We start from the raw sequence: 12,993 nt of genomic DNA on the forward strand, positions 1-12,993 counted from the left end.
GATGACAGCCCGAATGGGTCGAGACTCGCGCAGCGCGGCTCGATGCCGCCCACGGTCGCGGCGCACGCCGCGAGCTCGGTTGCGGCACAACAGCCCGACCGTGCCCGCAGGGCGCGGGAAGCCCCAAAGTTTGCGAACCATGCCCCACACATTGCACCAGATGCAATATCCAGAACGCATAACGTTTGCTCTTACTGTGAAATGCGAATTTCCTTGTCTTACGAACGATTTCAGCTTATGATTCGACAATCAAAACATACCATTTTGATTAGTCAATTTAACGGTTTTTGACGAGCGCGTTAGCAGATTTCGAGGCGCGCTTCTCTTCTGCCCGATCAAGGAGCGCGGTATGAAACTCGGTAAGCCTCTCGCGGTGTTGGCGTTGATGATGAGTTCGTGGACGGTGCCGCAAGCGGCACACGCGAGCACCTACGGTTGTCAGGTGTTGCTGTGCCTGGCGACGCCGGGCAGTCCGACGAAGTATTCCGAGTGCGTGCCGCCGATTACGCGCCTGTGGGACGATCTTGACCACGGCCGGCCCTTCCCGTCGTGCGATCAGTCGGACGGCAACCAACCGGGCAATTACGCTCAACAACTGTACGCACCGTATGACCCCTGCCCCGACCCGCTGAAACCTGCCGCGCAGGGCAGCTACGTCGTGCAGGGCTCGCGCAACTCGACGCAGAAGCAAAGCTGGTACTACGGCGGCGCTGACCAATACACGCTCGTCGGCCAGCCGCAAATGTCCGAGCCGCAAAGCCAAGGGCAACCCGCAGGCCCGCAGGCGTGCGTCGGGAACACTGTCGGCACGTACACGATCGGCAACTACAACGACGGCGATCAGCAGACGATCACGGTTTACGATCAGGTGCAGTGGCAACAGTACAAGTCGCCGCGTGCGATCGACGTGTACGTGAACGGCAAGATGTATAACCGGGTTCACTGGTAAGCGAGGGCGCGATGAAACTCCGTGCTCTGCTCGATCGCCTCCTTTCCGAAAAAGCGCTCACGTTCGGCGTGTGGCTTGCCATCGTGGCGCTGATGTTCTACGCCGTTGCGAGCGCAGTGCAGAACGCCGGCCTGCTGACGGTGAACGCCTTGCATTCACCGGCCGCTCTCGGCACTTGGCTTGTTTTCGCCGTTATGGCGTTCGTGATGCTCCTGCAAGCGGGTCCGCTTGCAGCGTCGCTCGTTTCGTTCTTCGTGGACGAAGGCGGTCGCGATGCTTGATTTCATCGCAATCGCCCAACAGTGTGCGCCGACAGTCGCGCCGCAAACACTCGCCGCGGTGGCTCACGTCGAATCGTCATTCAATCCGTATGCGATCGGCGTCGTTGGCGGGAAGCTCGAACGTCAGCCGCGCAGTAAGGCAGAAGCCGTTGCGACGGCGCGCGAGCTCGAACGCCTCGGCTATAACTTTAGCCTCGGAGCGGTTCAGGTGAACCGCTACAACCTCGCCAAGTACGGCGAAACCTACGACACGATTTTCGATCTGTGCCGGAACCTTCGGGCCGGTGCTGCCATTCTTCAGGACTGCTTTGCGCGTGCGAAGCCGATCTATCGGAACGATCAGCAGGCACTTCGCGCGGCGTTTAGCTGCTACTACAGCGGTAACTACGTGACCGGGTTCCGACAAGGTTACGTGCAAAAGGTTGTGCTCGCGGCATCCGACGATCCGAACGCAATCCCGGTTGTGCCGGCGATTGATAAGAACGCGTCCCCGGCTGCGCCGGCGAACGCGAGCTCGGGCGCGGTTGTGCTGCGCGCGCGGCGCATCGCACCGGCCGAACGCCCTGCCCCTGCTTGGGCGGTGCGTGCGGTGGACGCGGGTGCCGAAAAAGGCGGGGGTCTTAAATACGAAGCCACGGAGGATGACGGTGACAAAACTCCTGCTGATTGAATCGCCGAACAAGATCCACACGTTGCAAGAGATTTTGGGCGACGACTGGAAAATCATCGCGACTTACGGCCATATCCGCGATCTGCCGGATGACGAAATGGGCGTAAGTGCGCCGACGTATCGGCCGCAGTACGTGTTGAGCGAACGCGGTGCGCGGCAGGTTGCCGCCATAAAGAAGGCGATGGCGAGCGCCGACGAAATCTACCTCGGAACCGACCCGGATCGCGAGGGCGAGTCTATTTCGTGGCACATCAAAGACGCGTGCGGCATCACGGAGTACAAGCGCGTGCGCTTCAATGAGTTGACGGCAGACTACGTTCGCAAGGTCATCGCGAAGCCCGACAAGATCGACAATCAGCGCGTGTTGGCGCAGGAAACGCGGCGCGTTGAGGATCGGTTTCTTGGCTACAAGGTCAGCCCGGCATTGAGCCAGATTGGCGGCATGAAGCTGTCGGCCGGTCGCGTGCAAAGCATCGCGAATCGCATCGTCGTCGAGCGCGAGCTCGCCATCAAATTTTTCAAGCCGACCGATCACTTCGGCGTCAAGCTCGATTTTGGTGAGTGGTTCGCAGAATGGGACACGAAGGCGTTCGTTTCCGAAGAGTCGCCGTATGTGCTCGATCGCGAGCTCGCGACGCGCATCGCGGCGCTTGCCTCGGTCACGGTCGCGCAGTTCGACGAAGGCCGCGCGACGCGTTCGCCGCCCGCGCCGTTCACCACGTCAACGATGCAGCAGGCCGCGTCGGTGTCGCTCAAGATGAAAACTGCCGACGCGATGGATACGGCGCAAAAGCTCTTCGAGAAAGGGCTGATTACCTACCATCGTACCGATAGCCCGAACCTGTCGGCCGATGCAGTCGCGGCGATCTTCGCCTACTGCGACGCGGCCGGCCTGCCGCGCGCCGAGAAGCATCGCCAGTTCAAGGCTCGCGAGAGTGCGCAAGAGGGTCACGAAGCGACGCGGCCCACTGAGTTTGAAGTGCTGGAAGCGGGCGACACGCCGCAAGAGCGGGCTCTGTATCGGCTCATCTGGCAACGGGCAGTTGCCTCGCAAATGGCCGAAGCGAAGTACGCAACGCGCACGGCAGTCCTGTCGGGTGGTGAGCTCGACGGCAAGCCGGTCACGTTCACGGCGAAGGGCCGCACGCTGCTCGAACCGGGCTGGCTTTCGTTGACGAAAGGCGATCAGGCCGAAGAGCAAGAGGCCGAAGTCGCCAATCCGATTCCGAAGCTCTCGAAAGGCTCGGCGCTCACGCCCGCAGGCGAGGTCGTCGCGAAGAAAACGCGTGCGCCTGCGCGCCTCACTGACGCGTCGCTCATCAAGATCCTCGACGAGCGCGGCATCGGTCGGCCCTCGACGTTTCAGAGCATGGTCAAGACGCTACTTGACCGGGGCTACGCCACGCAGACGAGCGATATGCGCCTATTTGCAACGGAGCTCGGCACCTACGTCTATCAGGCGCTGAACGGCCGTTTCGGCTTTATGGATTTCGACTACACGCACGACATGGAAGCACGTCTCGACGAGATTGCCGAAGGCCGCGCGAAGTATGTCGATACGGTCGCGTCATTCGAGAGCGACATTGATGCGGAAGTCGCGCGGTTCCTGACCGACGTGAAGCCGCGCTTTCCGTGCCCGACGTGTGGGCGTCCGATGCACCGGATTGAGCCCGACGACAAAGAGCCGTTTTGGGGCTGCTCGGGCTACCCGGACGATTGCAAGACGACGCGGCCGGATGCCAACGGCAAGCCGGGCGCTGCGGCTGGCCCTGCCCTCTCGGCCCACAAGTGCCGTTGCGGCAAGCCGCTGATTCACCTGAAACGCGCAGCCTCGGGCGATACGAAAGGTTACGACTTTTGGGGGTGCAGCGATCGCGGTACGTGTTCGCAGACATATCCGAACAAGAACGGCAAGCCTGACTATGCCGCCGCGATGAACAAGAAGCCCGGAGGGGTTCAGGTCGGCGGGAAGAAGCCACCGGCAAAGAAAGGCGGGCTCGCTCTTCTCAAAAAGCACTAAATTGATAAATCAATTCATTGCCTTTTGATTTCTGACACCCTATGATCTGAATTATCAAAACGAGTAATTTTGATGCTCAAGGCTCGTATGTGGATAGAATTGTGTCCCTCACCTTACGAGACAAACACGAGGATGGACACGATCAACGAAGTGGCGCTGAAAGAGCGCGAATCCCTGGGGCAGCTAGTGAGTTTCAGGGTTATTGAGGTTGACAGGAAATACGAACTCCATTGCCGCTTCATGTGGCAGGAAAGCGAGGTGCAACTAATCACACAACGTAAGAAGCCCCGTACATGGTCGAGCCTCGATAGCCTCGTCGATTACCTCGACAAGACGTTCGGGCCGATCCCGACCATATTCCTTCGACATTTTTCTGAGAGTGAAGCAAATGCACTTGCAAACGGCCGACCTGAACCGCCCGACGCTGGCGAAGTACCTGACTGACCTTCTCGCGCGCAAGCGCGTCCATCTGGCGATGGCGCGCGGCGCTGTCACGGCCGGCGCGCTGCTGCCGGCTCTGTGCTTTGCGCAGGTGAGCATTGCTTCGCCGGCCCAAAGCATCTTGCAAATCATTTCGGCAGGCTTCGCGATCATCGCCGGTATCGGCGTGATCTTCTGCACGATCGCGGGTATTTTCGGCTTCGCGCAATGGACGCGACTGCTGAACATCATCGGCTGGATCGTCGCGGGTGGCGGTGGCCTCGCTCTCGCAACATACGCCGCTTCGCTGGCCGTTTGAGCTCGGGTGCTCACATGGCCAATTCCGACGACAGGGAAGAACTCATCACGGTCGAGAAAGTCGCGCTCGGGATGACGAAGCCGGTCATGAAGGGCGGCATTCCGATTTCCGCTCTCGCGATCATCTTCGCGTTTAGCGCCGAGCTCGTTCTCTTCGGCTTCCTGTTCTTCAAGAACCCGTTTTTCGGTCTGGTGGGTCTGCCGCTGTATGGCATGGCTCGCATCCGTGCTCGGGTTGAAGAGCGCTTCATCGAGCTCATGGCGGCAGCGGCACGCACGCGCTGGTTTAACCGTGCGCGTCGCCGTTGGGGCGCAACGACGTTGAGCCCGCTCCGCTTTCGCAAGAGCAAGGTTTGGCGATAAGGGGGGCACGTGATGACACCGTTCGTTGCTCATGCAATTCCGCGTTTCGGTGCGTACTCCGGTGGTCATGGGGCGCACGGCATTGTCGATCTCATCATTGATTCGGTAGTCCGCAGCGCGGTCTATCGAATGGTCGGCGCGGCGATGCACGGGCATGACTTTGCGGCGATGTTGGGGATTGGCGTGAGCCTGATCCTCGGAGCCGTCGCCGTGCGGCACTTACTCCGATAGCAGAGAGCACTATGAATCTGGCTGACCGACAATACCTGCTTGAAAACTCGGGTTTCCTGCCGAGTCAAATCCCGTACAAGGTTCATGCGACGCACGAATTCTTGAGCACGCAGGCGGGCGACTATGTGACGGTGCTTTCCGTCGATGGCGTCACCTTCCAGACGTCCGACATTGGCGACGTCAATATCGCGCACGAAACATTGAACATCATCCTGCGCAACCTCGCCAGTCCGCACCTGTCGATCTGGACGCATACCGTCCACGACGAGGAAAAGACCTATGTGGACGGCTCTTTTCCGACCACGTTCGCGACGAAGTTCAACGACGTATATCGCGCCGACGTGAGCGGCACGCGCCTCATGTCGAGCAGGATCTATATCACGCTCGTCTATCGGCCGATCGTCGAAAAGGCTGAACGTGCGGTGCTGCTTCGCAAGAACACGAACAAGCGCGCGGCCGACGAGCTCGCGGAAGTCCACACCGAAGCACGCGACAAGCTCACGGACGCCGTTCGCACGCTCTCGCGGATGCTCGCGCGGTACAACCCTGTCCAACTCAAGACGTACCGCCATCGCGGTAGCCTGTTTTCCGAAGTGCTGGAATTCTTCGGCTATCTGGTGAATGGGTACTGGCAGCGCGTGCCGGTTCTCCCGGCTGATATTTCGACGTACCTGCCGACTGCGCGCCCGATTTGGGGTGTGGATGCCTACGAACTGCGCGGGCCGGTAGAAACGCGCTACGGCGTTTTTCTGGCCTTCCAGACGTATCCGGGCAGCACTTACCCCGGCTTGCTCGATGGCCTGCTCACGGAGCCGTTTAGCTACGTGCTCACGCAGAGCTACCAATTCATGGATCGCACTAGCGCGCAAGAATCGTTGCAGAAAGAGCGAAACAAGCTCGCCGGCAGCGGCAATCTCGTCGAAGAGCAAATCGCGGACATTGACGACAAGATTCGGATGCTCAACAACGGCGAAATCGTGTACGGCGGGCATCATCTGTCGCTCAACGTTTTCGGCAAGGATCAAAAGACGTTGCGCAACGCCGTCGCGGTCGCGCAAACGGCGCTCGGCAGCGTCGGTTGCAATGTGGCACGCGAAGATGATGCGCTGGTCGAAGCGTTCCTCGCGCAGTTGCCGGGCAACTTCCGCGAGCGTCCGCGCCTGAGCGGCCTCGACTCGCGCAATTTCGCTGCACTGTCGGCATTCCACAACTACCCGACCGGGCAGAAGGAGAATAACCAGTGGGGCGACGCGATCGTGATGATGCGTACTACGGCGGGCTCGCCCTACTTCTTCAACTATCACCACTCGAAGGCAGCGATTCAGAAGCTCATCCGTAACAGCGCGTCGCTTGATTACGACGCGACTGTGACGGCTACCGAAGAGAACGCGTCGGAAGAAGAGCGCCGCAACGCGCGCGATGTGTACGCGTCGATCGCGGAACAGCAAGTGACGGCATTGCAGGTCGCGAAGGACGAGGAAGAATATCTCGACGACGACGTGCCGCCGACCGCTTTCGTTGACGAAAGTGAAGGGCCATTCCGCGACGCTCCGTTTGCGAAGCGCACGCCTGAAATTCAGGCGGCTGTGAAAAAGCAAATGGTCGCGAACCTCGGCAACATGATTATCATTGGGCCGGCCGGTAGCGGTAAAACCGTGATGCAAGGTGTGCTCGCGACGTTTAGCACGAAGATTCCGGCGATGCGGATTGCCGTGCTCGACAAGGACGAGGGCATGAAGCTCATGGTCGTTGCCAACGGTGGGACGTACCTGTCGATCAAGCACGAAACCGATGAGCGCGGCAACGCTCGCTATTCGGGCATGGCTCCGCTTCAAATGGTGACCAACGAAGCGAACACCGCATTGGTGATTCGCCTCGTTCGCAAGCTGTGCGCGCCGGCCGGCCAAACGCTCTCGATGCAGGAATCGAATTCGATCACTTACGCCGCGCGTGAAGTGATGAAGCGCCCGGCTTCCGAACGACGGCTGCGTCAGGTGTATGACCTGATTCCGAGCGATTCGAGCGAAGGCGCGAAAGCCCGCCTCGAACAGTGGGTGTATGACGGCGACCACGCATGGGTGTTCGACGGCGAGCGCGATCATATCTCGCTCGGCGCGAAGCTCGTCGGGTTCGACATTACGGACTTCCTCGAAATCCCCGAACTGCGCTCGCCGATCATCATGTATCTCGCGCATCGCGTGCGGCACGAAATGATTACGGGCTCGCCGTTCGTTTGGTTTTGGGATGAGTTCTGGAAGAGCCTGCAAGACGAGGAACTGAGCTACATCGCAAAGGATGAGCTCAAAACGATCCGCAAGAAAAACGGCCTGCTGGTGATGGGTACGCAGGAGGCCGAGGACATTGTGAACTCGCCGATCAGCAGCACGATTATCCAGCAGACCGCGACCATGATTCTGTGCCCGAACCCGAAGGGCGATCGCAAGGCATACGTGGACGGGCTCAAACTGACGGAAACGGAGTTCCAGATTGTGGTGAGCGGCATGCCGGTCGGCAGCAATCGTTATCTGGTCAAACAGGGTCATTCGAGCGTCGTCGTGGAGCTCGATCTGAGCGCGCCGTCTTTCGCGGATTCGCTCTCGATCCTCTCGGGCACGAAAGAAAACGTGCGTCTCTACGAATCCATTGTCGCCGAGCTCGGCACGTCCAACCCGGATGCGTGGCTTCCGGTGTTCTATCAAAGGAGAAATGCAGCATGAAACGCCTTGTTATTACCGCTGCCCTCTTGGCGGCACTGACTTCCGGTTCGGCCTTCGCGCAGGGCATCCCGGTTTACGACAATACGTCGTTCCTCACGCTCGTCCAAAGTTTCCAGCAGGCGCAGCAAACCTACTCGCAGTTGCAGACGACGTACAACTCGACGGTCGGCAGCCGTGGCCTTAGCAGCCTCATCAACAACCCGGCCGCACGTCAGTATCTTCCGTCCGATTTTCAAGGCGTTCTGAGCGGCATCAGCACCGGCAGCGGCGATCTGTCCGGCCTGGCGAAACAGATCCTCTCGAATAACTCGGTGCTGAATTCGAGCCAGCTTGCGGCACTGAGCCCGGCCAATCAGCAGTTGATCGCGGCAGCACGTAATCAGAATGCGTCGCTCTCGGCGGCGTCGCAGTCGGCATTCTCGGCCGCGACCCAACGCTTTACGACGCTGCAAACGCTGATTGACTCGATCGACGGCGAAACCGATCCGAAGGCGATTCAGGACTTGCAGGCCCGGATTCAGGCCGAAAACGTCATGATGCAAAACGAGAATGCACGCCTCGCAGCGATGAGCGCTGCGAGCACGCAGCAACAGCAAGTGCAAATGCAGGCCGATCGTGAGCGCGCGGTGGGCTTCACCAACACCGCACCCCCTGCTTTCTAAGGAGCCGTACACCCATGCGCCGAAACACGCAATTGAAGATTGTCGCGGGTTTCGCGTTGTGCGCCGCACTTGCGGCGTGCAACACGAAACCGACTGCGATCCCGTTCTTGGATCGGGTCTTGACCGTTGACGAGTTCACGCAGCAGGCCGACATGCGCAAGCGCGTGCTCGACGCCTGCCACGAGAATCCGGGCGAGCTCGGCCAAGACCCGAACTGCATCAACGCGGCCAAGTCGGCGGAAGCGCAGTTCACGAAGGGCAATATCCCGAAGTTCTAACGAAGGCACGGCCCCATGAATATCACTCTGTTCCAAAACATATTCACGCACTATCAGGCCGCGATTGACGCGTTCCTGAATGCGGGAATCTCGCGCACCATCAGCGCGTTTCTCCCGGTCGCCACAACGTGCTTGGGTATCTACTTCATCCTGTACGCTTGGGCCGGGATTCGGGGCAAGGTGCAGGACTGGGGTAACGATATGGTCGCGCGCACGATCAAGCTCGTTCTCATTCTGAGCATTGGCTTTTCGGTCGCCGGCTACGGTACATACGTGCTCAATCCTGTCCTGAATCTGCCGAACGATCTAACGACCGTTGTAACCGGGCAAACGGCCGACTCGGTTGCCGGGCCGTCGATCCTCGATCAGCAGCTTGGCAAGGCGATGGACATGGGGAACGACGCAATGTCGCAAGGTGGCATCACGTCGTCGAGCGGGTTTTCGTACTACCTCGCGGGCATCGTGTTCTATCTCGCCGGCATCATCATGACTGTCTACGCCGCGTACCTCATCCTGCTATCAAAGGGGATGCTGACCGTGTTGCTCGCCTTCGGCCCGATCTTCGTCGGTTGTCTCATCTTCGACGTGACCAAACGTTTTTTCGATGCGTGGCTCGGCCTCATCGTCAATTACATCTTCGTCAACGTGTTCGCGGTAACGATCGTGTCGTTCACGTTCGTCGCCTTCCAGCAATACCTTTCGGCGATGACCTCGGAATCGGGCCTTGGCGGTGCGCTCGGCCTGCTCGTTATCGCGATCATCGACATTCTCATCATCATGGGCGTGCCGCATGTCGCATCGAGCCTCGCGGGTGGCTCGCCGGTTGGTACTGGCTTCGGCAATTGGGTCGTCTCGACGGCAACGGGCGGCGCTTCGCGCGTGCTCGCCGGCAAGCTCGGCCAAGGTGCGAAGTGGTCGGGCGGCAAAGCGGGCCTCGGCGCGAAGGCTGCGGCTCGCGCCGCAACGAGTCGATTCCGCATGAACAGCGTCAAGGGGCTTTAGCGATCTGACCATCGGGACAAAGCGGCGGGTTTCCGCCCGCTGCTTTTTCTGCGCCCTACCACATCAAAAACTACTGTTTTGATAAATCAAAACGTGCTATCTTGATTATCGATCATCTAGTTCCTGGGAGTCCAAACCATGCGCTACACCATCCTCGCTTTGCTTGCGCTGCTGCTTGCGGCCTGCGCATCAGGCCCGGCAAAGCCGGTCACGTGCGACGGTTCCAACCTTCGCCCGATTAATCCCGGCTACTCGGTGCAGTACCAGCCGAAGGCTGACGTTTCTTCGGCTGCGCCGGCTTCGGCTGCGTCGGCCGCTCATCCTTGAACTGACGGAGTGACGTAATGCAACCGATGACGCCCGAAGAAGAGCGCGAGTATTTCGCTCAAGCTCGCACGTGGGACGTAGACCGCGTGACAAAAGCGGAAGCGAGCGAAAAGCGTGCATGGACTGTTGCGCGCTGGCAGTGGATTTTCATGGTGCTGCTTGTTGTGCTCTGCATCGTGTTGGCCGCTGCCCGCAAGGTCTATCCGTTCCTGATCGTCCAGCACGCGGACGGCACGACGGAAACGACCGACCTGCTCTCGAACTCGCAATCGACGTATCAGGAAGCGCTCAACCAGTATTTCATCCGGCAGGCCGTGGCCGCGCGCGAGAACTACAACTACTCGCAGGCGCAGACGCTGTACAACACGGCGCAGTTGTTCAACTCGCCGGAACAGCAGAAGGTCTACAAGGCGCAGTCCGACCCGGATAACGCTGAATCGCCCTCGGCGAAGTATTCGAACCGCTTCGATGTGACGCTCGACGAGAATAGCCCGCCTGTGACGCAGGATTTCAACAAGCACACTGGCATCACGATCGCAACGTACCGTTGGCGCCAGATTGTGACGCCGAAGGATGGAAGCCTCCCGGCGAAGCCCGTCAACTGGATTTCGACGATCACGTACAAATACGTCGGCACGCCGGCTAACCCGAAGGTTCGCTCGATCAATCCCTTGGGCTTCCAAGTGATTGACTATCGCCGCGACCCCGACCAAGGAGGGGCACTGCAATGAAACGCTTCCCTGCCCTCTTGGCCGCGCTGCTGATTGCTGCGGCTGTCGTTCCGAGCCTCGCCTGTGCCGAGTCGATTCCGATGGCGAGCCCCGAAGATTCGCATATCCGCGTGGTCAAGTATGACCGTGCCGACGCGGTGCGCTTGGTGGTGGCCTACGGCCAGCGCACGCACATCGAGTTCGGCGCTGGTGAGGTCGTGACGTATGTTTCGACCGGCGACGATGCGGCTTGGGACGTTGGCCCGGAGAAGAACATCAAGAATCACTTGTTCCTTAAGCCGGTCGATAAGTTTCCGCAAACCAACTTGGTCGTCGTGACGAACAAGCACACGTACAACCTGAATCTCGTCGTCGGCTCGAAAGCAACCTACTACGCCGATCTGCTGTACGTGTACCCGGATGAGCTCAAGGCAAAGGCTGACGCCAAGCGTGCGCAATCGACGCTTGACGCCGCGAGCGCCGGCAGCGAGCCGAAGCCCGGCGACAACACAAACTATTGGGTGCAGGGCTCGGAAGAGCTCACGCCCTCGCGCGCATGGGATGACGGGCGTTTCACGTACATCGAATTCCCGGCCGGCGCGCAGTTGCCCGCCATGTATACGGTCGGCGACGACGGCGACGAAGTAATCGCCAATCCGTCCGTCGATCCGAATACGGGCGTGCTGTCGCTGCCCTACCTCGTCAAGAAAATCGTTCTTCGGCGCGGTGACAAGCTCGTTGCGTGTGTGTTCAACAAGGGCTATACCGGGCCGGGCCGTGGCTCGCCTACCGGCACGATTTCGAAGAGCGTAGTCCGCACGATCAAGGGGAGCCCGCAATGAGTATCTTCGATCGCTTCAAACGCGACCAGGCGGAGCCGGATGCCGCAGCGAATCAGTTGGGCGGCGAACCGGCGCACGTCGAAGGCGATCGCGGCATTCCTTCGGTCAACACGAAGCGCCGTTCCTCGCTCCTGACGCGCTTGTTTGCAGGCGTGCTGTTCCTGTTCGCACTCGCGCTGCTCGCCGTATCGGGGTGGACGCTGTACAAGAAGTACCTCGCGCCGGCTGAATCCCCGGCACAAGCTACGCCGAAGAAGCGCGACGAGCTCGGCAATGGCTCGCCGCTCGACTTGTCCAAGGCTAAGCCGTCGCTGCCGGCCTCCCAGCCGGCAGGATTCGCGCAGGCGGCATCTGCGCCCGCAGCGGCGTCGCAACCCGCACAGGCCACGCAGCCGGTGCGCGTACAGGGCCAGCAGAAAGCGCCTCTCACGCCCGCTGAACGCAAGCGGGAAAAGGGCATGATGTACGGTAGTGGTGAGTCTGCGCAGCCTGTGCAACCGCCTCCCGGCGGTGGCGCTGGTGGTGGTGCTCTGCTCGGCGGCAATGGGAACTCGCAGCAAAACGGGCTCGGCTCGATGCTGACGAGCACGCGCACGCCGATGGCTGTCGCGACGATGCTGCCCGACCCTGATTACCTCGTCCAGAAGGGCACGGTTATCGACTGTATCGCGCAGTCTGCTATCAACACGACGCAGCCGGGCATGTTGAATTGCCTCGGCTCCGACGACGTGTATAGCAAGAGCAATCGCGTGATCCTGCTCGATCGCGGCACGGTCTATCACGTCGAGTATCAGCGCGGCTTGAATCAGGGACAAGACCGGATTTTCATGCTCGCGAGCCGTGCCGATACGCCGCAGAATGTGTCGATCGACCTCGACTCGCCCGTTACCGACGCACTCGGTCGCGCTGGCCTCACTGGCACGATCAACACGCACTTTTGGCAACGCTTCGGCGGCGCAATCATGGTCGGCTTGGTCGGCGACCTCGGGCAAGCGGTCACAAACCGGGCCATGTCAAGCGGCAGTCAGTTCAGCGTCAACAACACGACGCAAAGCACAAGCAGCGCGGCCGACGTTGCGCTTCAAAACTCCGTCAACATCCCGCCGACACTCGAACATAACCAAGGCGCGCATATCAAGCTGTATATCGCGCGTGACCTTGACTTCCGAAGTGTGTACGGCCTCGCGGAACAGCAGTAACGCG

16 protein-coding genes are annotated in these 12,993 nt (G+C 60.1%); all 16 read left to right on the forward strand.

The window, feature by feature from the left end; all coding sequences use genetic code 11:
• Positions 1-349: 349 nt before the first annotated feature.
• Positions 350-949, forward strand: a complete 600-nt coding sequence (locus BVER_RS09605) for a hypothetical protein (protein ID WP_050453098.1) — start codon at positions 350-352, stop codon at positions 947-949.
• An 11-nt stretch (positions 950-960) separates the two neighbouring features.
• On the forward strand, positions 961-1,230 hold the full coding sequence (locus tag BVER_RS09610) for a hypothetical protein (protein WP_050453099.1): 270 nt from the start codon (positions 961-963) through the stop codon (positions 1,228-1,230).
• On the forward strand, positions 1,223-1,900 hold the full coding sequence (locus tag BVER_RS09615; protein ID WP_050453100.1) for a lytic transglycosylase domain-containing protein: 678 nt from the start codon (positions 1,223-1,225) through the stop codon (positions 1,898-1,900). Before BVER_RS09610 ends, BVER_RS09615 begins: the two co-directional genes overlap by 8 nt.
• Entirely contained in the window at positions 1,878-3,920 is a 2,043-nt protein-coding gene (locus BVER_RS09620; RefSeq protein WP_198155211.1) for a type IA DNA topoisomerase, read from the forward strand. Before BVER_RS09615 ends, BVER_RS09620 begins: the two co-directional genes overlap by 23 nt.
• Positions 3,921-4,052: 132 nt before the next feature.
• Entirely contained in the window at positions 4,053-4,364 is a 312-nt protein-coding gene (locus BVER_RS31345; protein ID WP_157055984.1) for a hypothetical protein, read from the forward strand.
• A complete protein-coding gene (locus BVER_RS09625; RefSeq protein ID WP_157055985.1) occupies positions 4,315-4,659 on the forward strand; it encodes a hypothetical protein in 345 nt (114 codons plus the stop codon). Before BVER_RS31345 ends, BVER_RS09625 begins: the two co-directional genes overlap by 50 nt.
• Positions 4,660-4,673: 14 nt before the next feature.
• Complete coding sequence (locus BVER_RS09630; RefSeq protein WP_050453103.1) at positions 4,674-5,021, forward strand: VirB3 family type IV secretion system protein; 348 nt, start codon at positions 4,674-4,676, stop codon at positions 5,019-5,021.
• 12 nt (positions 5,022-5,033) lie between these two features.
• A complete protein-coding gene (locus tag BVER_RS09635) occupies positions 5,034-5,252 on the forward strand; it encodes a hypothetical protein (RefSeq protein ID WP_050453104.1) in 219 nt (72 codons plus the stop codon).
• A gap of 11 nt (positions 5,253-5,263) precedes the next feature.
• A complete protein-coding gene (locus BVER_RS09640; protein ID WP_050453105.1) occupies positions 5,264-7,969 on the forward strand; it encodes a VirB4 family type IV secretion/conjugal transfer ATPase in 2,706 nt (901 codons plus the stop codon).
• Positions 7,930-8,631, forward strand: coding sequence for a P-type DNA transfer protein VirB5 (gene virB5, locus BVER_RS09645; protein ID WP_157055986.1), 702 nt, complete (start codon positions 7,930-7,932; stop codon positions 8,629-8,631). Before BVER_RS09640 ends, virB5 begins: the two co-directional genes overlap by 40 nt.
• A 14-nt stretch (positions 8,632-8,645) precedes the next feature.
• Positions 8,646-8,909 carry an EexN family lipoprotein gene (locus BVER_RS09650; protein ID WP_050453107.1) on the forward strand — a complete coding sequence of 88 codons (264 nt, stop codon included), beginning with the start codon at positions 8,646-8,648 and terminating at the stop codon, positions 8,907-8,909.
• A gap of 15 nt (positions 8,910-8,924) precedes the next feature.
• Positions 8,925-9,911: a TrbL/VirB6 family protein gene (locus BVER_RS09655; protein ID WP_050453108.1), complete on the forward strand. Its 987-nt coding sequence runs from the start codon at positions 8,925-8,927 to the stop codon at positions 9,909-9,911.
• 138 nt (positions 9,912-10,049) lie between these two features.
• Positions 10,050-10,238: a hypothetical protein gene (locus tag BVER_RS31350; RefSeq protein ID WP_157055987.1), complete on the forward strand. Its 189-nt coding sequence runs from the start codon at positions 10,050-10,052 to the stop codon at positions 10,236-10,238.
• Between the two features lie 17 nt (positions 10,239-10,255).
• Positions 10,256-10,969 carry a VirB8 family type IV secretion system protein gene (locus BVER_RS09660; RefSeq protein WP_050453109.1) on the forward strand — a complete coding sequence of 238 codons (714 nt, stop codon included), beginning with the start codon at positions 10,256-10,258 and terminating at the stop codon, positions 10,967-10,969.
• Positions 10,966-11,790 (forward strand): TrbG/VirB9 family P-type conjugative transfer protein, encoded by an 825-nt coding sequence (locus BVER_RS09665; RefSeq protein WP_050453110.1) that lies wholly within the window; start codon positions 10,966-10,968, stop codon positions 11,788-11,790. Before BVER_RS09660 ends, BVER_RS09665 begins: the two co-directional genes overlap by 4 nt.
• Positions 11,787-12,989 carry a type IV secretion system protein VirB10 gene (gene virB10 / locus BVER_RS09670; protein WP_050453111.1) on the forward strand — a complete coding sequence of 401 codons (1,203 nt, stop codon included), beginning with the start codon at positions 11,787-11,789 and terminating at the stop codon, positions 12,987-12,989. The genes BVER_RS09665 and virB10 overlap by 4 nt, the downstream gene beginning before the upstream one ends.
• Positions 12,990-12,993: the final 4 nt, after the last annotated feature.

Origin of the sequence: Candidatus Burkholderia verschuerenii, assembly GCF_001189365.1 — a bacterium.
Classification (GTDB): Bacteria; Pseudomonadota; Gammaproteobacteria; order Burkholderiales; family Burkholderiaceae; genus Caballeronia; species Caballeronia verschuerenii.